Below are 22833 nucleotides of genomic sequence, written 5' to 3'. Positions count from 1 at the left end.
GAGCCGGCGTCGGCGCAAGCGTCGGGGACGCTGCCATCGGAGGATGTCGGCCGCGGAGAGTGTGCCGACCGTCAGGATGGCAGCGGTCGCGATGGCCATGCCGATGAACCACACCACGTATTGGACGACGGTCATGATCTTGGACCTGGACTGACTGACGTCCACCTTCGGTGACGCACTGGGATCAGCATGACTTCCTCCTTCAGGGGTCCTTCCAGTCTTGGCTCCATGAGTGGGTCGAGGTAGGTGAGTGTTCGGCTGACTTGTGCCACCCCGACTGCCCGGCGTCGGCAACGAAGGTTGCCGTGATCAGAAGGTCAGGGTCGTGCCATCGGTCCACCGCGTCGAGTCGGGCTACCAGTTGGCGGGTGGGTCGCTGGCCGGGAAGGATCCCTGGCCCCACACCTCAACGATGTCGAGCGCCACCTGTACGGATCCGGGATGCGTTGCCGTGTCGGGGACGTCGGCAGTCGATTCGTTGGCCTGCTGGCAGGGTCTGCACCATCGGGTCATCGGCAGGGCCTGCAGCCGCGACAGAGGAATAGGCGTACCGCAGGCAGGGCAAGCCCCGAACGAACGGTCGTCGATTCGGCGCAGAGCTGCCTCGACGTCTGCCAGAACCGATGTCGCCGCTGATCTCAGGGTGAGCGCGACCGAGATGTGTGCGTCGTCGTCGGTTCCTGGGTCCTGAAGGAGGCGGGTGAGCTGCCGGAGCTGGTCGATCCTGAAGGATCGCTGCTGCTCGAGGTCCGAGCGCAGGGCTCGTAGGTCGGCGTCAGTGCCGCAGAAGGGTGCGGGCGGCGATGGTTCGCCTGTTCGATGCAGTGTGGTGGTCATGGCTTTTCTCCGATCAGGGCAGTCGGGGGCGTTGCGCCGGTCCGCAGCCTTTGGATCTGGTAGGTCTCCATCGCCGTGCGGAGCGTCGAGCCGTCCAGCTTCTCGGTGGCGGCCAGTTGTTGGAGCACGCGGGCGGTGATCGAGTGTGCGTCGACGTGGAAGTGGCGCCGCAGTGTCGCGCGGGTGTCGGAGAGTCCGAACCCGTCGGTTCCCAGGGACGACCAGGTCCCGGATATGAATGGTGCGATCTGGTCGGGTACGGCGCGCATCCAGTCCGAGACTGCCACGACCGGTCCGGGCTGGTTCTGCAGCCGGCGGGTCACGTAGGCGACGCGGGGTGGTTGATCGGGGTGCAGCAGGTTCCAGTGGTCCGCGTCGAGTGCTTCGCGGCGCAGTCGTGTCCAGGAGGTCACCGACCACACGTCGGCGTACACACCCCAGTCGTGCTGGAGGAGGTGTTGTGCCTCCAGGGCCCAGGGCATGGCGATGCCGGAGGCCAGGATCTGCGCTCGCGGTCCGTCCCCGTCGGCGGCGGGGGAGTAGTGGTGCATGCCGGTGAGAATGCCCTTCACATCGACGTTGTCGGGTTCGGCCGGCTGCACGATCGGTTCGTTGTAGAGGGTGAGGTAGTAGAAGATATCGGGGTCTTCCCCGTCGCGGGGTCGGCCGTACATGCGCCGCAGTCCGTCGGCGACGATGTGACCGAGCTCGAACGCGTAGGCGGGGTCGTAGGGCAGGCAGGCGGGGTTGGTCGAGGCGAGCAGCTGCGAGTGTCCGTCCTGGTGCTGGAGACCTTCGCCGTTGAGGGTGGTGCGGCCTGCGGTGGCTCCGAGCAGGAAACCGCGGGTCATCTGGTCCGCGGCCGCCCACAGCCCGTCGCCGGTTCGTTGGAAGCCGAACATCGAGTAGAACATGTAGACCGGGATCATGGGTTCGCTGTGGGTGGCATACGAGCTTCCGGCGGCCGTCCACGAGGCGACCGAGCCGGCCTCGGTGATGCCTTCGTGCAGGAGGACACCTCGGGTGTCCTCCTGGTAGCTCAACAGCAGGTCCCGGTCGACCGAGAGGTAATGCTGACCGTGGGGGGAGTAGATCTTCTTGGAGGGGAAGAGGGCGTCCAGTCCGAAGGTGCGCGCCTCGTCGGGGATGATCGGTACGAACCGGTGCCCGACGTCCGGGTCCTTCATCAGGTCCTTGAGGAGCCGGACGAACACCATCGTGGTGGCCACTTCTTGCCGGCCGGATCCCCGGCGGGCCGAGGCATAGGCGTCGACGCCGGGCAGTCTCAGAGGCTTGGCCGACACCGAGCGCGAGGGTAGGTAGCCGCCCAGAGCGTGACGACGTGCGTGCAGGTACTCCAGCTCCTGAGACCCGGCCGCAGGACGGTGGTAGGGCGGCAGCGTCTCGTCCAGATCTGCGTCGCGGATCTCGAGGTGGAGCCGGTCGCGGAAACCCTTCAGATCATCCAGGGTCAGCTTCTTCATCTGGTGAGTGGAGTTGCGACCCTCGAAATGCGACCCGAGCGTCCAGCCTTTGACGGTCTTGGCCAGGATCACGGTGGGTTGACCGGTGTGCTCGGTGGCCATTCGGTAGGCGGCATAGAGCTTGCGGTAGTCGTGGCCCCCGCGCTTGAGACCCCAGACCTGGTCATCGGAGAGGTGCTCGACCATGGCTGCGGTGCGGGGGTCGCGACCGAAGAAGTGCTCACGCACGAAGGCACCGGACTCGGCCTTGTAGGTCTGGAAGTCCCCGTCCGGGGTGGTGTTCATCAGGTTCACCAACGCACCGTCGACATCGGCGGCCAGTAGCGGGTCCCATTCCCGACCCCAGATGACCTTGATGACGTTCCATCCGGCGCCGCGGAAGTACGACTCCATCTCCTGGATGATCTTCCCGTTGCCGCGGACCGGGCCGTCCAACCGTTGCAGGTTGCAGTTGACGACGAAGATGAGGTTGTCCAGATTTTCGCGGGCCGCGACGCCGATCGCGCCCAGGGACTCCGGTTCGTCCAGCTCCCCGTCTCCGAGGAATGCCCAGACGCGTTGCGTGCTGGTGTCCTTGATCCCGCGGTCGCGCAGGTAGCGGTTGAACCGCGCCTGGTAGATCGCGTTCAGCGGTCCCAGTCCCATCGAGACCGTGGGGAACTCCCAGAAGCCCGGCATGAGCCGGGGATGCGGGTACGACGACAGTCCGCCGCCGGGTCCGGCGTGGGAGAGCTCCTGGCGGAAGCCGTCCAGCTGGTCGCTGGTCAACCGGCCCTCCAGAAACGCTCGCGCATAGATGCCGGGGGAGGCGTGTCCTTGCACGTAGATCTGGTCCGCGCCGCCCGGACTGTCGTGGCCGTGGAAGAAGTGGTTGAACCCCACCTCGTACAGCGCCGCGGCCGAGGCGTAGGTGGAGATGTGCCCTCCGACCGCGACCTCAGGCCGTTGCGCCCGGTGCACCATCACCGCCGCGTTCCAGCGGACGTAGGCCCGGATCCGACGCTCGAGCTGCTCATCACCTGGGAACTGCGGCTCCGCGTCGGGGGCGATGGTGTTGACGTAGTCGGTGCTGCGCAGCCCCGAGACCCCCACCTGGCGGTCGCGTGCACGTTGCAGGACGCTCAGGAGCAGGTAGCGGGCCCGGTTCAGCCCTGCGTGGTCGATGACCTGGTCCAACGACTCCAGCCATTCGACGGTCTCATCGGGGTCCAGGTCCAGGAGCTGGCCGGGCAACAGCCCACTGCCAGGGGTCGACGTCATCACTTATCGTCGTCCGTGGACAGGTCGGTGGAACCGGCGTGCGGCCCGACCACCGCGACGGGACACTCGGCGTCGTGGAGCACCGTCTGGCTCACCGAGCCCAACAGCAACCCCTGCAGACCACCGCGGCCACGTGATCCGACCACGATCAGCTCGGCGTCAGCGGACTCCTCGGTCAAGGCTCCGCCGGGATCGTCGTCGACGAGCTTGACCTCGACCTCGATCTGGGGGAACCGTCGCGCCTTCGCCTCGAGCACCCCTAGCAGGCGCTCCCGCTCGTGCTGCGCGACGACCGCTTCGGGGAAGACCGAGGTCGGCGGAGACCAGGCATGGACTGCGGTGAGGGAGGCGCCGTGGCGGGCCGCTGCCTCGAACGCGAAGTCGACCGCGGGTTCCGAGGCGTCTGAACCGTCCGTGCCGACCACGACTCGGGACGCCGGCGACCGTTGGTCGGTCCTTCTGTGGACGATGATCACCGGACAGGACGCGTGGGCTGCCAACGTGGCTGGCCCCGATCCGGTAAACAACTCGGTGAAAGCGTGCATCGTCTGACTGCCGACCACGATCATCTCGGCGTCGTGAGCCTGCTGGAGCAGAGCGCGCTCTGTCGAGCCCATGACCAGCTCTGTGGTGACCTTGACATCCGGCGCGAGGTCCCGGGCACGCGTCTCGGCGTCCAACAGCACAGCCTCGGCGGCTGCCTGCAGGCGGGCGTCCGGAAGTGCCAAAGAGGCCAGCTCGAAAGGCACTCCCATCATCGGCCAGGTGAAGCCATGCACGATGTGCAACGGCCGTTGACCGGTGGAGGCTTCTGCGGCAGCCCACTCCAGCGCTTCCTGGCCGTGCGGCGACCCGTCCACACCGACGACGATCGCGGTGTGGTCTCCCCGAACGATGTGGTCGGCGTCGTACTCGGCCTTGTCCGTCATGTCGCACGCTCCATCCGATGTGCCAGGTCACCCAGGTCAGGGGTGCCGACCACCACAATCCGTTCCAGGAGGGCCGAGCGGAAGGCGTGCGGTCGGCGATCCTTCGACCGGTCCCGTTGCCCATCGTCGGCAACGATGAACGCGGCGTGGCGGGTCGGCGGCCGACACTCCGGCATGACGCCCGAGCCAGAGCCAGTGGCGGCACACCGACCTTGCCGGACTCCTGCAGTCTCGACGGCATCGACTTCGCCGACCGTGACGCTGATGCGCGGCGCCGTGCGAAGGGAGAGTGGGAACAACCGAGAGGACGTGACCATGCTGAGGGACCAAGCGCTCGGGGCAGCAATGAGCGTCAAGGTGGTCAAGCAGCACGAGCGGGGGGTGGTCCATCGCCTGGACCGGGGCCGAGCCCGCAGGCTGGAGGTGCCCCGGTTGGTCTGTGTGAAAGCGAGGCGACGGTGATGAAGGTCTACCGGACCTGGTGGTACCGCACCTGTGCGTTGGTGGGGATGATCGGCGTCGTGGCGGCTCTCGCCACGTCTCCCGAGGCTGTGGTTGTCGTGTTCATCTTGCTCGGGGTCGTGGGCACCATCGTCACTCTCTGTCTGGGTGACACCTTTTGGGGGCAGACCACCCGAGGGCGCGCTCGTCTGTTGCTGATCGGTGCCGCCGTACCGGGATCTTGCTTTGCGGCCTTGATCGGCTACGGCGCGACGCTCGGTGCCGGCGTACTCCTGATCGCGACGGCCGTCCTGATCGGTTCGCCACCCGCCGTGACCTTCGCCAACAAGATGGTTCGCTCGGTCCCCACACCGTCGGCGGCCCAGCTGGAGGCAGTCGCGCATGCGCTTGCCTGTACCAATCCTGCGTTCGCCCTCTCCAGGTCGGCGAGCGTGTCGGATCTGACCGATGAGCAGCTCTGCAAACGCTGGCGGGCCAGCTACCGGGCGTCGCAGCGACGGACGTCAGCGCTCGAGCTGATCTCAGGCGTCGCCGAACGGCAGGTCTACCTCGATGAGCTGGAGCGGCGCAACAGGGCCGGCTTCACGGTCTGGCTGACGGCCGGCCCTGAAGCCGCTGACAACCCTTTGCCGTACCTGACCGGCGAGCACAGGGATGCGCCAGTGTTGGACTGGGATCAGCTGACCCGAGACCAAGGATAGGTGTCCGGAGTGCGTGTGCTCAGAGTCGTCCAGCTGCTGCCGGGGCAGCCTGTATCGCGCGACCGGCATCCCGAGAACACCGATGCTATGGTCCCGGCCATGGCACCGGTTGACGCGCGAGGGGTGGCGGTCGGACCGTCCCATGTGCTGTCGGGTGCCGCGTTGCTGGCCGTCGAGCTCAGCGAGGTCGCGCGCGGGATCCGTGGTCTCGACATCTTGCGTCGCAGCGTCGACCGCGCACCGCCGGCCTGACCCTTTCGAGACAGGACTTGACGCTGCGGTGATGGCATCGGCCACACCGCCATTGCGCATATCCAGTCCCAGTGTCCGCACCGGCAGTCCCGTGCCTTGACCAGCGCGTGGAGCGAGGTCCGCACTTGCTCACCGCTACCGACGTACGTCGGCCGAGGTCGACTCGTGACTCCCAGGTCACCGCGGACTGATCGGCCTACCCGTCAGCAGGAAGGCCCACCCGACAGGTGGGACTGCTGCATGCCACCTCGTACGCAAACCGCTCCGCCACACCAGGTCACTGGCGGACCGGGGAAAGGACAACGATGTCCAGCTGGGTCGGACTCTTCGCCGATGTCTGGTTCGCACGCGACGCTCGACCGATCGAGGAGACAGCACGCGACAAGCGGGACCACCCGCACGAGCAGGGCGCAGGTGCGCCCCCACCCGTGCGCACGAGTCGGAAGCGCTCGGTGTCTCGCGATGAAACCGCTCAAGTCAGCCGGGCACCACGCACCGGGCGCGTTGCCGAAGAACCCTCGAACGCAGACCCGGAGCATGACGGGCACGGCGTGGGCGGCGTGAACGGCGGCTTGGACGGCGGCTTGGACGACGGCTTGGACGACGGCTTGGACGACGGGGACGCGCCGGGCGACACCAGAGTCGCTGGATGGGAGCGGGTCGATCTGTTCCCGGCGAGACCAGACAGGACGGGTTCCCGCTTCGACGAGACCGTCGCACTCCCAATCGACGCGCCGGACGCTTTGGGCACGACGATCAGAGCCCTCGTCCTCCGGCTACGAGCACTGCCGGAGCTGCGCGACCTCGGCCGTCGCTCCGCGTCGTACCGGCTCCACCTGGAACGCACGCTGGCCCAGGCGATCGGTGCGAGAGCACGGCTGAGAGACGGCAGCTACGGCACCTGCATGGTCTGTTCCGCGCCGATCTCTCTGACCTTGCTGACCGTGAAGCCGTGGTCGTCCGCCTGTATCCACTGCGCCCTCGACATCTGAAACGCATGACGGACCACCGCCGGTCCCACCCGCGAACACCCCTGAGAAACCTGGAGGAAACCCATGACCATGTCAGCGCTCCGATCATCGTTCATCGACGACCCAACATCTCCGACGTTGACGGCCGCCCGGTTCGACCGCGAGCTCCAACAGGCGGCCGAGACACGGCAGCAGCAGCTCGACGGACTGCCCAGGGCACAGACCGATGAGGTGACTCGCGCGCAGCGAGAGGCTCTCAACCAGGTCCTGAGGGAGATCGCCGCTGCGCGGAAACGACTCGTCGAGGGAACGTTCGGGTCGTGCACGGGCTGCGCCCAGTCGATTCCTGTCGAACGGCTCGAGGTCAGGCCGTGGTCGGCCACCTGCATCAGCTGCGCCCGGAAGTGATCAGGCCCCCCGATCCGGCCGTCTGTCCGACCGCTCCATCCGACCGTCCGAACGCTCGGCCAGTGCAGCAGCCGCGCGCCACCACCGACCCAATGAAGTAGGCACCAAGCACATGACACCTCCAGTGAGAAGTCACCGACGCCCGGCGCTGTCCATGCCAGCCCCTGCGACACACCGGCGGTACCGCCAGAAGCAAGCACGACCAGTCGGCGCGGCTGGTCGGCCCCCGACTGAGGTCGCTGTGGTCGGGGCCGGGATCGTCGGGCTCAGCGTCGCCTGGTTCCTGCAGGAGCGAGGCGTCGAGGTCGCGGTCTACGATGCCGATCACGCCGTCAGCGGAGCATCCTGGGGCAACGCTGGATGGCTGACGCCGGCGCTCACCACGCCGCTCCCGGAGCCCGATGTGCTCCGTTACGGTTTCAAGACCGCGCTCCGACCAAGCTCCCCGGTCTTCGTGCCTCCCCGCTTCGATCCTTACCTCTGGCGGTTCCTCGGAGGCTTCGCCGCCCACTGCACCGAGCGACGATGGCAAGCCGGCATGACTGCCTACGCGCCCCTCAACAGGCTGGCCCTCCGCGCCTTCGACGACCTCGCCGATGCCGGAGCGACGCCACGAACCCGACGTGCGCGCCCCTTCCTGGCCGGCTTCCGCACGACGAAGGAAGCCGGAGCGTTCATCGACCATCTGCGCCAGATCCAGCAAGCGGGACAATCGGTCTACTTCGACTACCTCACCGGACCCCAGGTCCGAGGGGCCCAGCCCGCACTCAGCAAAGAGGTCGACGCCGCCGTCCTCCTCCACGGTCAGCGCTACGTACACCCGCCCCACTTCGTCCGCACGCTCGCACACTCGGTGATCGCGCGCGGCGGCAAGCTCAACGAGTGGACCCGCATCGTCGGCATCGACACCGAAGCAAGCGCAGTCCATCTCGTCGACAGCATTGGCGCTCGACACCGTCACGACGCCGTGGTCCTGGCCACCGGTGCCGCGCTCACCCGGCTCGCTCGAGACCATGGCGTCAGACGACTGGTCCAAGCCGGTCGAGGCTACTCCTTCACCGTCCTCGGCGAGGAGATCCCTCAGGCCCCCGTCTACTTCCCACAGCAGCGCGTCGCCTGCACCCCGCTCCACGAGCCTGCGGACCCCAGCGGTGTGCCAGCCTCAAGCCATTCCGAGCAAACAGCCGAGCGGCTTCGAATCGCAGGAATGATGGAGTTCCGTGACCCCGGCGAACCACTCGATCCGCGGCGGGTCCGAGCCATTGTCGACTCGGTGCGCGGCCTGTTACCGGGTGTCGACCTGGAGCAGCGACACGACGAATGGGTCGGTTCCAGGCCTTGCACCACCGACGGTCTGCCACTCATCGGAGCAACCACCTCGCCCCGTGTCTTCGTCGCGGGAGGGCACGGCATGTGGGGGATGGCTCTCGGTCCCGTAACTGGGAAGCTCCTCGCCGAGCAGATCACGTCCGGTGCCGTGCCCGGGCCGCTACAACCGTTCCATCCACTTCGATGACAGGGGCGAGGCCGGTGGCCCTGCTTGGCTAACCCTCCCCGCGGAACCTGCGGCGGGGCAACGGCTCGTACGTCGTGAGGGGTCACGGGTCGAGGACCTGGCGGCCCAGGCCGCGGGGGTGGAGTGCCGCAAGGACGCGGCGTGATCGATGCGTCCATCAACCGAACGAGGGGGGGCCCCATCACCTCGACCGCCCGATGCGCGAGATCAGACGAGACACCGCTGCTGGGCGGAGCCGCACGTGCCGATCCGCGCGGCCTACAGCGGCACAGGGGGCTGGAGGCGGCCCTCGGTCGAGAGCCGATCACGAGGGGCGAGCCCGCCGTCAGCGCCAGCAGCGGCGGACACGAAGGAGTCCAGCAGTTGCTGGGCGTGGCGCTCCGTCTGCCACAGGACCTCTGGGTGCCACTGGATCGCCAGGATCCGCTGGGCAGGCAGCTCCATCGCCTCGACGAGGCCGTCCACAGCATGGGCGCTGGCCGAGAACGACGGCGCGAGGTCGCGAACTCCTTGGTGGTGATGGCTGTTGACCGGGACGGGGACGTCGGTCGCCATCCACGCGGACAGCAGGGTGCCGGGCACCGGCACGACCTCGTGAGCGGTCAGCGTCACCTCGGAGTTGGGACGGCGATGGTCGACCTCCGAGGGCCGGTCGCGTCGCAGATCGGTCCACAGCGTGCCGCCCATGTGGGCGTTGACGAGATGCATGCCCCTGCAGACGGCCATGATCGGGAGTCCTCGGCTGCGGGCTGCTTCGAAGGCGGCGATCTCGGCCGCATCCCGCCGGGCGTTGACGCCGTACAGCGTCGGGTCCGTCCTATCCCCGCCGTGCAGCGCGGGATCGACGTCTCCGCCGCCGGAGATGAGCAGCCCGTCGAGCCGGACCACCAGGGCTCGGACTTCGTCTGCCTCGACGCCGCCTCCGCAGTCGATGGCGAGAGGGACACCCCCGGCCTCGATGACGCTGCGGAACATCAGCCGCCAGTCGGCGAACTGGTCGAACTCGTTGCTGGCGTAGGTGATGCCGATGAACGGCGGCGTTGCGTGCCTCATCGCCGCGTGAGCGCTACCCGACGAGCAAGACGGGTGAGGAGGCGGTAGATGGTCGAGTTGTCAGGCCATTGCGAGACGATCTTGCCCGTTCCGGCCGTGAAGTAGCTCGTGGTGGTGGCCCACACGGTCTTGGAGAGGCGAGACTGCAACCACTCGTTGTAGGCGTCGTATGCCCACCGCTTCACCTCCACGGCAGGGGTCCCGACCCCAGGCAGGTCGGCAAGGACACCGGCGATGAAGGCCGCCTGGCTCTCGTAGAAGTGGACCAACGGGGACGCGTTGGTGTTGGGGCCGTACATCATGAAGAAGTTCGGGAACCCAGGGACCATCATGCCCAGGAACGCGTCCGGCTCCCCGGCCCAGGTGCGGTGCAGATCCTGGTCGTCCACGCCGGTCACCGAGTAGTTGGCCAGGTAGTTGGCGGCGTCGAAACCGGTGGCGAGGACGACGATGTCGAAGCGGTGCTCGTCGCCGTTCGCGTCAAGGACACCAGTGCCCGTCAAACCCTTGACCCCGTGCGGGACCAGCGTCACGTGCGGCCGCTTCAGGCACTCGTAGTACGTGTCGCTCATGACCGTGCGTCTTGCCTCGAACGCGAAGTCCGGTGTAGCCAGCTCGAGAAGGTCGGGGCGGTCCGCCAGGGACTTGCTGAGGAACCGTCGGGCGAGCTCGGCGCGCTGCTTGTTGGAGTGGCCATCTGCTCGCGCGTGACTCGACCGGAACTGCCTGCGGTCGTAGCCGACGTAGAGCCGGAGCCGGCGCCAGCGGTAGACGGGGGTCAGCCGGTTCAATCGGCGTTCGAGGCTTCCGAACCGTCGACTGTTCTTGGGCAGGATCCAGTTGGGCTCCAGCTGGAAGATCTTGACGGTGCCGGCCACGTCCGTCGCTTCGGCGACGATCTGGACGGCTGACGATCCGGTGCCGACGACCGCGACATCCTTCCCCGACATGTCGAGGCCCTCGGGCCAACGGGACGTGTGGCAGACCACCCCAGCGAACTCTGAGGCGTCGCGGGCGAAGGGGGGAATCAGTGGGATGTTCAGGAACCCGACGGCGCTGATCACGGCCGTGAAGCTCTCCGACTGCCCGTCTGTGGTGGTGACGGTGTATCCCTCGCCGTCCCGCCACTGGGCGGACGCCACCGTGGTCGAGAACCTGATGTGCTGGCTCAGTCCCTGGGTCACGACGACCTGCTCCAAGTACGCCTGAAGCTCTTGCCACCCAACATGAGTGCCCGACCAGTCTGCGCGGGCGAAGCTGTAGGAGTAGATGTGCGACTCGAGGTCGACCTCGGCCCCGGGGTAGCGGTTGTACCACCAGGTCCCGCCGATCCCAGGAGCGGACTCGAAGATCACGAAGTCTTCAATGCCTGCTCGGCGAAGAGCGACGCCCGCAGCGATGCCGCTGAAACCCGCCCCGATGATCGCGACTCGCACCCTTGCTTCTCTCTCCGTCAGGAAGCGGCTCCCGCCGCATCAACTCTAAAGGCACAATATCTGATCCTTACGGTCGGAAGTCAAGGAGGCCCGCTCAGGCACGGCGTGGAGACCCGGGGCCGCGTGGTCACCTCGCGGACCCGATGGCCGACAGCGCGCCGCGGCGGCCTGACGCGCGAAGGGGCTCGCGCGCGTCGTGCACGGCGGTGAGTGCCCGATGTGGGCGGTGACGTCAGGGCCTGAGCCAGGCCTCGACCGTGGCGCGGGTGCCCTCGATGTGCCGGCGCATCAGAACGCGCGCCAGCTCGCCGTCCTTCGCCTCGATGGCGTCGATCACGTCCTTGTGCAGGTGGTCGGCGTTGTCCTCGAGGCGAGTGAAGATCTGGCCCACGGGTCGGAACATGTTGAGCCGACCCTGCGCCATCGCCTCCTCCAGCTGGGGGCTGCGTGCTGCCGTTGCGATCGCGGTGTGGAAGTCGGAGTCGAGGGCGAGGAACCTCGCGGTGCCGGCCGCCGTCGGTTCCAGGGCGTTGCTGGCCGTCAGCTCGGTCATCTCGTGGTGCAGTCGGCGCAGTCTGCGGATGTCAGCGGTGGTTCTGCGCAGGGCGGCGAGCTCCGCGCAGCTGGACTCCACCGCGATGCGGAAGTCGAAGACCGCTCGCAGGACCGCCCGCTGCTCGCTCAGGTTCTGGCGGCTGATGGACGGCGTTGCGGCCGGTCTGACGAAGAGGCCGCCACCGCGTCCGCGTTTGACCTCGAGCAGCTCCTCGGCGACCAGGACGGCGACCGCCTCGCGAACCGTGGTGCGGCTGACGTTGAGGAACTTCGCCAGCTCGCGCTCGGGAGGAAGGCTCTCGCCGGGCTGGTACCGCCCGAGCATGACGGCGGACTTGATCTGCTCCAGGACGAGCTCATGTGCCGCGACCGGCCGAATCGGCTTCAACAAGGCGCCGCGGTCGTCCGTCCTGCCCGATGTGGTCACACTCGTCCCCTGCCTGCATGTCCTTCGCGAAAAGTTAGCACGCACGAGCTCCGGTTCGGCCGGACGAAACGTGCGCTGGGCGGCCTAAAAGGCCTAGGGTCTAGGCCCTTGACCTTTTAAATCGGCCGGGTCAGACTTGCCGCCGGAGCCCGACAACATCGCTGGGAGGACCCCTTGTCAGTCGCAGTGCTGGTCACAGGAGGAGCCGGAGTGATCGGCATGGCCATCTGTCGGTCGTTGCGAGACGCCGGTTGGACGCCCGTGGCGGGCGACCTCGCTCCTGCCATCGACTCGATCGACTGGGACCACCCGGACAACATCGACATTCGGTCCGTCCTCCTGGACGTCAGTGACAGGCAGGCGGTCGAGGCATCGGTGGCCGACGTGCTGCCGGAGGGTCTCCTGCTGGGGGGCCTGGTCAACTGCGCCGGGGTGCTGCGCGACACCTTCCTCGGAGCAGTCCACGAGGACCACATGCGACTGATGTTCGAGGTGAACGTCGCCGGGACGGCGCGCGTGACCGACGTGTATGCCCCGCACCTGGTCGACGGCGGCGCGATCGTCAACATCGGAAGCCTCACGGGAGAGATCGGGAGCTTCGTCGGCGCCTCCGTCTACGGCGCCACCAAGGCCGGGCTGCGGGCGTACACCAGGTACCTGGCGGTCGAGCTGGGAGCGCGTGGAATCCGGGTGAACAACGTCGCTCCTGGCGTCATCCGCGCGCCGATGAGCCCGTCGATGGCAGCCGTGTCCGGAGGGGAAGAGCAGTGCGCGGAGCGTTCGATCCTCAAGCGAATCGGTGAGCCGGAGGAAGTCGCATCGGTCGTCGAGTTCCTGCTCTCGTCCAAGTCCTCGTTCGTCACGGCTCAGACGCTGCTGGTGGACGGAGGGCTGGCAACTCCATGACGACGACGGACGTGCAGGACCTCGTCGAGGAGGCGAACGCCACTGCCCTCGCCCAGATGTTCGCCGCGGACCCCGTCGTCGTCGACGTCGGCCGCGCCGGTGACCTCCTTCCAGGGTTCGCCGACGACATGGTCCTGACCTCAGGGTCGCCCATGGGCTGGCGGGAGTACACCGGAGGGCAGCGCGAGGCCCTGATCGGCGGCGCGCTCTTCGAGGGGCTGGCCGATGATCGCGACTCGGCGATCGCGGGCTTCGACGACGGCAGCATCAGGGTCGGCTCCTGTCATGACCACGGTGCCGTCGGATCGCTGGCCGGCATCTACACGGCCTCGATGCCGGTGTTCGTCGTCGAGGACCGCACCACGGGTCGGCGTGGCTTCTGCAACTTCTACGAGGGGAAGGAGCCGAGGCGACTCAACTACGGGTGCTACGACGAGGACGTGCGCGAACGGCTCCTGCACGTCAACAACGTCCTGGCCCCGGTCGTCGGCGAGGCCATCCGTCGCAGTGGCGGCGTCCCCCTCAAGGATCTGATGGCGAAGGCCCTGCGCATGGGCGACGAGCTGCACAGTCGCAACGCCGCGGCGTCGCTCCTGTTCACGCGTGAGATCCTCGCTGCGCTCTTGGACATGACCAGAGAGGGCATCGACGGCGTCGCTGAGACCACGGTGCACATCGCGGAGAACGACTACTTCTTCCTGCGCCTCTCCATGGCGGCGGCCAAGGTGACCGCGGACGCGGCCAGTCACGTCTCCCACTCCACCCTCGTCACCGCCATGGCGTTCAGCTGCCGGGGGTTCTCGATCCGCGTGTCCGGAGCGGGGGACACCTGGTTCGACGGTCCACCGCCCGTGCACCAGGGCAAGCTGTTCCCGGGCTACACCGAGGACCAGATCACCTGGATGGGTGGTGAGAGCCCGATCACCGAGACGATCGGGCTCGGCGGGTTCGCCCAGGCGTGTGCCCTGCCGCTGCAGGGCTACCAGGGCGGCTCTGCCGACGTGATGCTCCAACGCAACTTGGACATGTACTCGATCACTCTCGGCGAGAACCCGGACTACCGGATCCCGGTGTTCGACTTTCGCGGCACCCCCACCGGGATCGATGTGCGCAAAGTGCTCGAAACCGGAATCATGCCGGTGATGGACGTGGGACTGGCTGGCTCCGATGGCGGGCAGATCGGTGCCGGCGTGATCCGAGCCCCTCGCGAGTGCTTCGAGAAGGCCATGGCTGCGCTCTCGGCCCCAGAAGAGCACGAGGCATGACCCGCACGATCGCACTCAACTTCGCCGGGAGCACTGCCGTCGTGACCGGGGCTGGGTCCGGGATCGGTGCCGCCACGACACGGGTCCTGGCGGACGCCGGGCTGCGCGTGCTCGCCGTCGACACCGCGCCCGTGCCTGCGAGGGCGGGCGTCATCGGCATGACCGGGAACGTCGTCGACGAGCAGCAGATCGCGGGCCTGCTCAGCGCCGAGGCGGAGGATGGTGGTATCGACTACGTCGTGAACTGCGCCGGGATCCATCGACCCGGGAGGTTCGACAGCGTGGACGCCCGACAGTGGCACGAGGTGCTGGACGTGAACCTCCTCGGAGCCTTCAACGTCACCCGCGCGGTGAGTCCCTGGTTGCGACGGTCCGGGTCCGCTGCGGTCGTCAACGTCACCTCACTGGAGGCGCACCGGGTGTTCGCTCTCGTCGACCCCGAGCCGACGCTGCCCTATGCGGCGTCCAAGGCCGCGCTCGAAGCCATGACCCGCAGCCTGGCCCGCTCGTTGGCCGCGGACGGGATCCGGGTCAACGCCGTGGCACCGGGTGCGGTCGCCACTCCCATGGCCCTGCAGAACCACGGTGTCGGTGACAGCGACGCGGTTCACCGTCCCGCTGACGCCCTCCCCGACGTGCTTCGGGACCGCATCCCGGCGGGTCGCTATGCCCTGCCCGACGAGATCGCGCAGGTCATCGCCTTCCTGCTCAGTGATCAGGCGTCGTACGTCACCGGGGCGAGTTGGGTGGTTGACGGTGGCTTCTGCACGACGTGACGACGTGACCAGGGGAGCCCGGGAGACGGCGGGCGTCGTCGCTCATGTGCCGTTCCTGAACAGGACCGGACGCGTGGGGGACTGGGACGAGCTCTCGGAAGGCACGTTCTCGCTCGCCCAGGGTCGGCTCGCGGCCGGCGACACGGAGGCGGTCGCCCAGCTTCTCGAGGTGGCAGTGCAGGAAGCGGAGGAGCTGCACGACATCTACGGCCGGTGGCCGGCCGAGCTCCAGTCCTGGCTCGTCCGCACCGGCGAGGTGGAGCACGACGACCTGGCTGCCCGGGTCCGGGCGCTCGATGAGCTGGTGGGCGCTGACGAGGACGCGTTCGAGTCCGGCTGGCAGGACTACACCAGCCAGACGCGTCGACTGGCGCAAGACCTGCGCGGAACCACGACCGTCACCGCAGACCAGGTCGAGGCGCTGCGGGCCGGGTGGCAGGACGTCCACGACCGGGCGGTGGACCGTCTCTACGGTCTGCTCGACATCGGCGTGCGCCTCGTGGGGGAGCACCGGCTCGGCGAGATGTGGGACCACCTCATGTCTGACTGGTACGACGAGCACGCATCGCGCATCGGGGGCCAACCCTGGAGCGAGTCGCGCCAGCAGCTCGGGTACGCCATCCTCGACGGCTTCCACGCACACCTCACCGGCGACCGGCGCCACGGCGACGTCGAGCTGGTCGACGAGCCCGGGCGGACCGGGTTCCGATTCCGGCCGTGCGGGTCGGGGGGACGGGCCATGCAGGACAGCACCACCGAGGGGTCGCCCCGTCCTGGTCCTCCGTACGGATTCGCCGTCACCACCGAGCGCCACGACTGGGCCTGGAACACCGAGGGCATCTGTGCGTACTGCGTGCACTGCTGCCTTCTCAACGAGGTCGCTCCCATCGATCGGATCGGCCATCCGACGCGGGTGATCGAGCCACCCGTGTGGCCTGCGGATCGTGAGGCAGCAACGTGCACGTGGTGGATCTACGACGATCCGGCCGACATCCCGGACTGGGTCTACGAGCGTGTCGGCCGGACCCGCAGGGGAGCCTCGGGAGCTGAGGGCTCATGAGCCGACACTCGGTTCCGCGGGTGTTCCTCGAGCTGCCGGACTACGACCTGGGTCTGCGTGTCAAGAGCACCCGGGCGGACAAGCTCGGTCCGGGCGGACGGGCGTCGATGTGCACGATCCTCTTCGGTCTCTCGGTGGTCGACGAGGTCGTCGACACGCCTTTGAGCAACGCTGCCAACGGCTACCCCGACGCCACGGCGGTTCCCGACGAGAGCACCAGGCGGGAGCTGTTCTGGCGGCCACGGTCCGAAGCCGTGATCGCCGACCTCGTCGACGGCGCGGGCGAGCCCATCCAGGAGTCGCCGCGCAGTCTCTGTCAAAGGCTCGTGGGGGAGTACGCGGCGCTCGACCTCGTCCCCACCTTCGGGTTCGAGTACGAGTTCTACCTCCACCACGCCGAGCCGGGAGAGCAACCCCACCGACCGGTGGGACGCACCATCGGTGCCTACAGCCACGCGCGTCTGGCTGCCGTCGACTCCCTCGCAGAGGAGTTCATGGGCCGCATGGAGTCGGTCGGAGCGCCGATCGAGGCGTTCCATTCCGAGCTTGGTCCAGGCTTCCTCGAGTTCGCGATGTCGCCCGCGCCGGCGTTGGCGGCCGCCGATGGCGCAGCACGCGCTCGTGCCTACATGCGCGAGCTCTGTGAGGAGCGCGGTCTGCACGCGACCTTCATGGCCAAGGTGCACGCGGGTCATTCAGGCTCGGGAGGACATGTGCACTCGAGCCTGGCTCGCGCCGGGGCGAACGTGTTCGGTGCGGAGGACGGCCGGCTCTCGCCCACTGGGTCTGCCTACTTGGGCGGGCTGTTGAGCACGATGGGGGACTTCTCGGTGCTGTTCAACCCCTTCATCAACTCTTACAAGCGCATCAGTCCGGACATGTTCGTTGCTGCACGCGCCAGCTGGGGCTTCGACAACCGCAACGCGGCCTGCCGGGTGATCACCAACATGGGGTCGTCGAGCGCGCGCGTCGAGCACCGCCGCCCGGGGGCGGACGCCAGTCCTTATCTCGTCGCCGCCGGGATCCTCGCCGGCGGGCTGCACGGCCTTCGCAACGGTGCCGATCCCGGCCCTGGCCTGCAGCCGGGAGCCGAGGTCGGCGGCGATCCTCTGCCGGCCGATCTCCATGCAGCGGTCGACCGGTTCGAGGCCTCTGACCTGACGAGTGACCTTCTGGGGGACCGGTTCGTCGCCAGCTTCGCGGCCACCCGCCGCGGGGAGCTCGATGCCTACGACGCCTGGTGGCGCAACACCGTCACCGACTGGGAACGCGACAGATATTTGGAGAACTTGTGAACGCGAACCACGACGACACCCCCACGGGCCGGATCACCGTGGAGGAGCTCCAGCAGCTGCTGGACAGGGGTGACGTCGACAACGTGCTCTGCGCCGTGCCGGACCCGCACGGCCGCCTCGTCGGCAAGCGGCTGACGGGACGTGCTTTCCGCGACCTCGGCCTAGGCTCCGAGGGCGTCAAGGCCAGCTCGTTCGTCTTCGCTGTGGACCTCGAGATGGAACCTCTGGAGCTACCCGTCTCCAACGCGTCGAACGGCTACGTCGACTTCCGCATGGTTCCCGACCTGGACACCCTGCGGCGGGTGCCCTGGGACCCGACGACCGCCTTGGTGCTGTGCGACGCCTACCAGAGCGACAGCGACGACCTCCTCGAGGTCGCCCCCCGCTCCATCCTCAAGCGACAGCTGGACCGTGCAGCACGACACGACCTGCGCTTCAAGTTCGCCTCCGAGCTGGAGTTCTTCCTTGCCAAGACCACTCCCGGCGAAGCGTTCCGCCGGGGCTACCAGGACCTGGACATGCTGTCGGACTACCGGTGTGACTACGGCATGAGCCAGTCGAGCCGCGACGACTGGTTCATCCGACAGATCCGCAACGGCATGGACGCCTTCGGTGTGGACACCGAGTCCAGCAAGCCCGAGTGGGGCCTGGGTCAGCAGGAGATCACGCTGTACTACGAGGACACCCTCGAGATGGCCGACAGGCACGTGCTGTTCAAGTACGGCGTCAAGGACTTGGCCAACCGGGCCGGACTGACCCCCACGTTCATGGCCAAGGTAGGGATCGACGAGGTCGGATCGAGCTGCCACCTGCATGTCAGCCTGTGGTCGGCCAGCTCGGGGGACCCGTTGTGCTGGGATCCAGAGAAGAGCGGCATGTCGTCGGTCTTCGGCAGCTTCGTCGCCGGCCAGCTCGAGCACGCCCTGGACCTCGGGCTCATGTTCGCCCCCACCGTGAACTCCTACAAGCGCTACCAGGCCAACCAGTTCGCGGGAACCGCCGTCGCGGTGGGCCACGACAACCGCTCCTTCGCCTTCCGGCTGGTCGGGGAGGGGGCGTCGTACCGCGTCGAGAACCGTATCCCCGGCGCCGACGTCAACCCCTACTACGCCTACGCCGCCACCATCGCAGCGGGACTGGCCGGGATCGAGCAGGGCCTCGACACTCCACGCGTCGACGTGGGGAACGCCTGGGAGATCCCGGACGTGCCGACCATGTGGACGTCGATGCACCGCGCGGTGGATGGCTTCGCCGAGAGCGAGCTCGCTGCCGAGGCCTTCGGGGCCGAGGTCTTCGCCCACCTGCTCGGGTCCGCCCGTGCAGAGGTCGTCTCCTTCGACTCCGGCACGGTCACCGACTGGGAGCTCCGCCGCTACTACGAACGAGTTTGATCGCCGAGTCCGTTCCAGATCGAGGAGACCCCCATGCCCCTGCACCCTGTGGCGATTCAGATGCTCGCCGACTCTGCGGCCTCCGGCCGCCCCAACGCGCACCTGTTGCCCGTGGACGAGGCCCGCGTGAACTTCGAAGGCGACCTCGGTGCCCTGTCCAAGCCCGAGATCGCCGAGACGCGCGACATGCAGATCCCCACTCGTGACGACGCTGAGGTGCCCGCGCGCCTCTACCTGCCCACGACCTCGGAGGGTCCTCTCCCAGTGGTCGTCTACTTCCACGGAGGTGGCTGGTTGCTGGGGAGCGTCGACTCCCACGACGTCACCACGCGACGTCTCGCACTGGCCTCCGGATGCGCCGTGCTGAGCGTCGGCTACCGACGCGGACCCGAGCATCGGTTCCCGACCGCCGTCCACGACGCAGTCGACGCCGTGAGGTGGGTCGCGTCCGGGGGGCTCGGAGACGCAGCTGTCCCGGACAGGGTGGCCGTCGCCGGCGACTCCGCCGGTGGCAACCTGGCCACCGTCGCCACCCAGGTCCTCCGGGACGAGGGCGGTCCGACGCCGCGTCTGCAGCTGCTGGTCTATCCCGTGACGTCCTGTGACCTCGCCTCCGGGTTCGACATGACCTACGAGGGGCACATCCTCTACCGCGACGAGATGCAGTGGCACCAGGACAACTACCTGACCAGTGCAGAGGAGCGCACCAATCCCCTCGTCTCCCCGTTGCTCGCGGACCTCGCGGGACTTCCCCCCGCCGCCGTCATCGTCGCTGAGTGCGATCCCCTGCGCCCGCAGGGTCTCCAGTACGTCGAGGCGTTGCGTCGCGCGGGTGTCCTGGTGGATGTCTTCGACGCGGGGACCCTGGTGCACGGCTTCTTCGGGCTCGACGAGGTGTTCCCGGAGGCCGCCCGCGCCATGGAGTTCGCCGGCGCTCATGTCGCAGCGGCCATGGCGTGAACGGCACCGCGCTGGTCACCGGCGCCGGTGGCGGGATCGGCCTGGCGGTGACGCACGCCCTGCAAGCGCGCGGCGTACAGGTGACAGCCGCCGACCTCAAGCCCGTCCCGGAGTCGCTGGCCGGGCTGGACGGTGTCCACTACCACCGCGTCGACCTCACCGACGCGGATGAGCTGTCGGGACTGGTCGCGCTGGTCGGGGACCGGCTCGACCATCTTGTCAACGCTGCCGGTGTCGCGTGGTTCGACCGCGACGGCTCGGCGCTCGACCTGCCCGAGGAGGTGTGGGCACGGACGATGAGCATCAACTTCGACGTCACTCGTCGTCTGACGGTCGCGTTGCTGCCGGCCCTGCGAGCGGGACGAGGTCGCAGCATCGTGCACGTCGCCAGCGTGGCGGGGTTGCGAGGCATGGACTCACCGCTGGACGCCTATCAGGTGTCGAAGGCTGCCGTGATCTCGCTGTCCCGTTCCCTGGCGATCCAGCTCGGGCCCGACGGAGTCAGGTCAAACACGGTGTGCCCGGGATCGATCCTGACGCCCATGGTGGCTCCGCTGTACGAGGCGTCCCCGGCCAGGAGGGCTGACATGGAGGCCCGCACCCCGCTGCGCCGCATCGGATCACCCGAGGAGGTGGCCGAGGCCATCTGCTTCCTGCTCTCCGAGGCAGCGTCGTTCATCACCGGGACGGACCTGGTCGTCGACGGCGGTTGGACGGCGCAGGTGAAGTGAGGTGACCACCCCACAGGCAAGCGTCGCCCTCGTCGTCGGGGCCACCGGCGGGATCGGACGCGCGATCGCCGACGAGCTCGAGCGCAACGGCCTCACGGTGCTTCGCGCCGACCTCCACCAGTCCTCGGGCACGGTGTCCTGCGACGTCACGGACGAGTCTTCGATCGCGGCCGTCGTCGCCCACGTGGAGCAGGAGCACGGGCGACTGGACGTCGTGGTGAACTGCGCCGGCGTCATCGACGTGGCACCCGTCGCGACCATGCCGAGTCGTCAGTGGCAACGTGTGCTCGACGTGAACCTGACGGGTGCGTTCCTGCTCACCCGTGCGGTGCTGCCCCTCGTGCGCCGGTCGACGGCGGGCAGGATCATCCACATCGCATCCGACGCCGGCAAGACCGGCGAGCCCTGGATCGCGCACTACGCGGCATCGAAGTTCGGACTCATCGGGTTCACACAATCGCTGGCGCTCGAGCTGGCGACCGAGCCGGTCACCGCCAACTGCGTGTGCCCCGTCATCTGCGAGACCGACATGATGGACCAGCTCGCCGCTGAGATCGCAGTCGCCTCGGGCGAGGGCGACGCCGCCATGTGGCGCGACCGCTTCGTCGCCGAGATCCCAGCCGGCCGGGCGTGCCGACCCGAGGACGTGGCCGCCGTCGTCGCCTTCCTGGCCACTCCGGCCGCTGCCTTCGTCACGGGGCAGGCCATCAATGTCTCCGGTGGCCACGAGCTGAACTGAGAGGAACCTGTCATGCATCCCACCAACTTCACTGTCGTGGACCCCGCGACCGGCCAGACGATCCGAGAGGTCGAGCTGACCTCCCTCGAGGACACCGACCGCGTCATCGAGCGGGCGCAGGAGGCACTACCGGCCTGGCGAGCGGTGACTCCCGGCGAGCGGGCTTCGCTGCTACGGCGGTTCGCCGCCGTGGTCGACGACCACCTCGAAGAGCTGGCCGCACTCGAGGTCGAGAACGCGGGGCACACCGTGGGGAACGCGCGGTGGGAGGCGGGGAACGTCCGCGATGTCCTGAACTACTACTCCGCCACCCCGGAGAGGCTCATGGGGCGTCAGATCCCGGTACCGGGAGGGGTGAACGTGACCTTCCACGAGCCTGTCGGCGTCGTCGGCGTCATCGTCCCGTGGAACTTCCCCATGCCGCTGGCGGCCTGGAGCTTCGCGCCCGCACTGGCTGCGGGGAACACCGTGGTCCTCAAGCCGGCGGAGCTGACGCCGCTCACAGCGATGCGTCTCGAGGAGCTGGGGAGGACGGCCGGGATCCCCGAGGGTGTCTTCTCCGTGGTGCCCGGCAGTGGACCGGTCGTGGGCGAACGCTTCGTCACGCATCCCCTCGTGCGCAAGGTTGCCTTCACGGGTTCCACGGCCGTCGGCAAGCGGATCATGGCGGGCTGCGCGGAGCAGGTGAAGCGCGTGACCTTGGAGCTCGGCGGCAAGTCCGCCAACATCATCTTCGCGGACGCCGACCTCGAGCGGGCTGCTGCCTCGGCGCCGTACGCCGTCTTCGACAACGCCGGCCAGGACTGCTGTGCCCGATCCCGGATCCTGGTCGAGCGGTCCGTGTTCGACGAGTTCGTCGGCAAGCTCGTGACCGCCGTGCAGCGGCTCCGGGTCCTGCACCCCGCTGACCCCACCAGCGAGATGGGCCCGCTGATCTCGGCCAAGCAACGGGACATGGTCCAGGGCTACATCTCGCAGGCAGATGTCGTCGCCCAGGGGACGGCGCCTGACGGGGAGGGGTTCTGGTTGCCGCCGACGGTCGCACACGTCACCGATCCAGCCGATCGGATCTGGCGCGAGGAAGTCTTCGGGCCGCTGGTCGGCGTCATGCCCTTCGACGACGAGGACGAAGCGGTCGCGCTTGCGAACGACACCGAGTACGGCCTGGCGGGGTCGGTCTACACCTCAGACCTGGGTCGGGCCCTGCGCGTCGTCCGGCGCATCGACGCGGGCGCCCTCAGCGTGAACACGCACACCTCGGTGCGCTACTGGACTCCGTTCGGCGGGTTCAAGCAGTCCGGCCTCGGCAGGGAGCTCGGCCCTGACGCACCTCAGGCGTTCACCGAAGAGAAGAACGTCTTCCTGGCCGACGTGTGAACCAGCCCCAGACCCCCCGCCGCGCAGTACGCGCACGAAGGA

The 22833-nt window shown here is 68.1% G+C and carries 21 protein-coding genes; 15 read left to right on the top strand and 6 right to left on the bottom strand.

Going from position 1 to position 22833, the window contains the following annotated elements; genetic code table 11:
* Nucleotides 1-354: 354 nt before the first annotated feature.
* The 3 genes from ABD295_RS11125 to ABD295_RS11115 are packed head-to-tail and all read right to left on the bottom strand — an operon-like array spanning nucleotide 355 to nucleotide 4510.
* On the bottom strand, nucleotides 355-837 hold the full coding sequence (locus ABD295_RS11125; RefSeq protein ID WP_344303787.1) for a TraR/DksA family transcriptional regulator: 483 nt from the start codon (nucleotides 835-837) through the stop codon (nucleotides 355-357).
* Entirely contained in the window at nucleotides 834-3581 is a 2748-nt protein-coding gene (gene aceE / locus ABD295_RS11120) for a pyruvate dehydrogenase (acetyl-transferring), homodimeric type (RefSeq protein ID WP_344303786.1), read from the bottom strand. Before aceE ends, ABD295_RS11125 begins: the two co-directional genes overlap by 4 nt.
* Nucleotides 3581-4510 (bottom strand): universal stress protein, encoded by a 930-nt coding sequence (locus ABD295_RS11115; RefSeq protein ID WP_344303785.1) that lies wholly within the window; start codon nucleotides 4508-4510, stop codon nucleotides 3581-3583. The genes aceE and ABD295_RS11115 overlap by 1 nt, the downstream gene beginning before the upstream one ends.
* Nucleotides 4511-4971: 461 nt before the next feature.
* Here ABD295_RS11115 and ABD295_RS11110 point away from each other — a divergent pair, with 461 nt between their 5' ends.
* From ABD295_RS11110 to ABD295_RS11095, 5 genes are all read left to right on the top strand, one after another.
* On the top strand, nucleotides 4972-5673 hold the full coding sequence (locus ABD295_RS11110) for a hypothetical protein (protein ID WP_344303784.1): 702 nt from the start codon (nucleotides 4972-4974) through the stop codon (nucleotides 5671-5673).
* Nucleotides 5674-5772: 99 nt separating this feature from the next.
* Nucleotides 5773-5925: a hypothetical protein gene (locus ABD295_RS11105; RefSeq protein WP_344303783.1), complete on the top strand. Its 153-nt coding sequence runs from the start codon at nucleotides 5773-5775 to the stop codon at nucleotides 5923-5925.
* A 551-nt stretch (nucleotides 5926-6476) separates the two neighbouring features.
* Nucleotides 6477-6917: a hypothetical protein gene (locus tag ABD295_RS11100; protein ID WP_344303782.1), complete on the top strand. Its 441-nt coding sequence runs from the start codon at nucleotides 6477-6479 to the stop codon at nucleotides 6915-6917.
* A 63-nt stretch (nucleotides 6918-6980) separates the two neighbouring features.
* Nucleotides 6981-7304, top strand: a complete 324-nt coding sequence (locus ABD295_RS21185; protein ID WP_425574040.1) for a TraR/DksA family transcriptional regulator — start codon at nucleotides 6981-6983, stop codon at nucleotides 7302-7304.
* A 241-nt stretch (nucleotides 7305-7545) separates the two neighbouring features.
* Nucleotides 7546-8820: an NAD(P)/FAD-dependent oxidoreductase gene (locus ABD295_RS11095; RefSeq protein WP_344303781.1), complete on the top strand. Its 1275-nt coding sequence runs from the start codon at nucleotides 7546-7548 to the stop codon at nucleotides 8818-8820.
* 258 nt (nucleotides 8821-9078) lie between these two features.
* Here ABD295_RS11095 and ABD295_RS11090 read toward each other — a convergent pair whose 3' ends face one another.
* The 3 genes from ABD295_RS11090 to ABD295_RS11080 form a co-directional block, all read right to left on the bottom strand.
* Nucleotides 9079-9873, bottom strand: coding sequence for a gamma-glutamyl-gamma-aminobutyrate hydrolase family protein (locus ABD295_RS11090; protein ID WP_344303780.1), 795 nt, complete (start codon nucleotides 9871-9873; stop codon nucleotides 9079-9081).
* Entirely contained in the window at nucleotides 9870-11309 is a 1440-nt protein-coding gene (locus ABD295_RS11085) for a flavin-containing monooxygenase (protein ID WP_344303779.1), read from the bottom strand. Before ABD295_RS11085 ends, ABD295_RS11090 begins: the two co-directional genes overlap by 4 nt.
* 232 nt (nucleotides 11310-11541) lie before the next feature.
* Nucleotides 11542-12255 (bottom strand): FadR/GntR family transcriptional regulator, encoded by a 714-nt coding sequence (locus ABD295_RS11080; protein WP_344303778.1) that lies wholly within the window; start codon nucleotides 12253-12255, stop codon nucleotides 11542-11544.
* Nucleotides 12256-12477: 222 nt separating this feature from the next.
* On the opposite strand from ABD295_RS11080, the gene ABD295_RS11075 reads away from it, so the two are divergent.
* Genes ABD295_RS11075 through ABD295_RS11030 form a run of 10 tightly spaced genes read left to right on the top strand, consistent with a single transcriptional unit; the run spans nucleotide 12478 to nucleotide 22791 of the window.
* A complete protein-coding gene (locus ABD295_RS11075; protein ID WP_344304050.1) occupies nucleotides 12478-13197 on the top strand; it encodes an SDR family NAD(P)-dependent oxidoreductase in 720 nt (239 codons plus the stop codon).
* Nucleotides 13194-14462, top strand: coding sequence for a YlbE family protein (locus tag ABD295_RS11070; protein WP_344303777.1), 1269 nt, complete (start codon nucleotides 13194-13196; stop codon nucleotides 14460-14462). Before ABD295_RS11075 ends, ABD295_RS11070 begins: the two co-directional genes overlap by 4 nt.
* Entirely contained in the window at nucleotides 14459-15238 is a 780-nt protein-coding gene (locus ABD295_RS11065; RefSeq protein ID WP_344303775.1) for an SDR family NAD(P)-dependent oxidoreductase, read from the top strand. The genes ABD295_RS11070 and ABD295_RS11065 overlap by 4 nt, the downstream gene beginning before the upstream one ends.
* Before the next feature lie 4 nt (nucleotides 15239-15242).
* Nucleotides 15243-16298, top strand: coding sequence for a hypothetical protein (locus tag ABD295_RS11060; protein ID WP_344303774.1), 1056 nt, complete (start codon nucleotides 15243-15245; stop codon nucleotides 16296-16298).
* Complete coding sequence (locus ABD295_RS11055; protein ID WP_344303773.1) at nucleotides 16295-17593, top strand: glutamine synthetase family protein; 1299 nt, start codon at nucleotides 16295-16297, stop codon at nucleotides 17591-17593. Before ABD295_RS11060 ends, ABD295_RS11055 begins: the two co-directional genes overlap by 4 nt.
* Complete coding sequence (locus ABD295_RS11050; RefSeq protein ID WP_344303772.1) at nucleotides 17590-18984, top strand: glutamine synthetase family protein; 1395 nt, start codon at nucleotides 17590-17592, stop codon at nucleotides 18982-18984. Before ABD295_RS11055 ends, ABD295_RS11050 begins: the two co-directional genes overlap by 4 nt.
* Nucleotides 18985-19017: 33 nt before the next feature.
* Nucleotides 19018-19944, top strand: coding sequence for an alpha/beta hydrolase (locus ABD295_RS11045; RefSeq protein WP_344303771.1), 927 nt, complete (start codon nucleotides 19018-19020; stop codon nucleotides 19942-19944).
* Entirely contained in the window at nucleotides 19941-20675 is a 735-nt protein-coding gene (locus ABD295_RS11040) for an SDR family NAD(P)-dependent oxidoreductase (RefSeq protein ID WP_344303770.1), read from the top strand. Before ABD295_RS11045 ends, ABD295_RS11040 begins: the two co-directional genes overlap by 4 nt.
* A 1-nt stretch (nucleotide 20676) precedes the next feature.
* Entirely contained in the window at nucleotides 20677-21414 is a 738-nt protein-coding gene (locus ABD295_RS11035; protein ID WP_344303769.1) for an SDR family NAD(P)-dependent oxidoreductase, read from the top strand.
* A 12-nt stretch (nucleotides 21415-21426) separates the two neighbouring features.
* Complete coding sequence (locus ABD295_RS11030; RefSeq protein WP_344303768.1) at nucleotides 21427-22791, top strand: aldehyde dehydrogenase family protein; 1365 nt, start codon at nucleotides 21427-21429, stop codon at nucleotides 22789-22791.
* The last annotated feature ends 42 nt before the right edge of the window (nucleotides 22792-22833 follow it).

It is taken from the genome of Nocardioides bigeumensis (genome assembly GCF_039531755.1).
Lineage (GTDB): Bacteria > Actinomycetota > Actinomycetes > Propionibacteriales > Nocardioidaceae > Nocardioides > Nocardioides bigeumensis.
The sequence above is the reverse complement of the archived record's forward strand: the minus strand, read 5'-3'. Positions and strand labels throughout refer to the sequence as shown.

Coding starts and splice junctions, on each gene's coding strand:
- ABD295_RS11045 (WP_344303771.1), top strand. CDS start 19,018: ATGCCCCTGCACCCTGTGGCGATTCAGATGCTCGCCGACTCTGCGGCC.
- ABD295_RS11110 (WP_344303784.1), top strand. CDS start 4,972: ATGAAGGTCTACCGGACCTGGTGGTACCGCACCTGTGCGTTGGTGGGG.
- ABD295_RS11055 (WP_344303773.1), top strand. CDS start 16,295: ATGAGCCGACACTCGGTTCCGCGGGTGTTCCTCGAGCTGCCGGACTAC.
- aceE (WP_344303786.1), bottom strand. CDS start 3,581: ATGACGTCGACCCCTGGCAGTGGGCTGTTGCCCGGCCAGCTCCTGGAC.
- ABD295_RS11115 (WP_344303785.1), bottom strand. CDS start 4,510: ATGACGGACAAGGCCGAGTACGACGCCGACCACATCGTTCGGGGAGAC.
- ABD295_RS11090 (WP_344303780.1), bottom strand. CDS start 9,873: ATGAGGCACGCAACGCCGCCGTTCATCGGCATCACCTACGCCAGCAAC.
- ABD295_RS11070 (WP_344303777.1), top strand. CDS start 13,194: ATGACGACGACGGACGTGCAGGACCTCGTCGAGGAGGCGAACGCCACT.
- ABD295_RS11030 (WP_344303768.1), top strand. CDS start 21,427: ATGCATCCCACCAACTTCACTGTCGTGGACCCCGCGACCGGCCAGACG.
- ABD295_RS11105 (WP_344303783.1), top strand. CDS start 5,773: ATGGCACCGGTTGACGCGCGAGGGGTGGCGGTCGGACCGTCCCATGTG.
- ABD295_RS21185 (WP_425574040.1), top strand. CDS start 6,981: ATGACCATGTCAGCGCTCCGATCATCGTTCATCGACGACCCAACATCT.
- ABD295_RS11065 (WP_344303775.1), top strand. CDS start 14,459: ATGACCCGCACGATCGCACTCAACTTCGCCGGGAGCACTGCCGTCGTG.
- ABD295_RS11125 (WP_344303787.1), bottom strand. CDS start 837: ATGACCACCACACTGCATCGAACAGGCGAACCATCGCCGCCCGCACCC.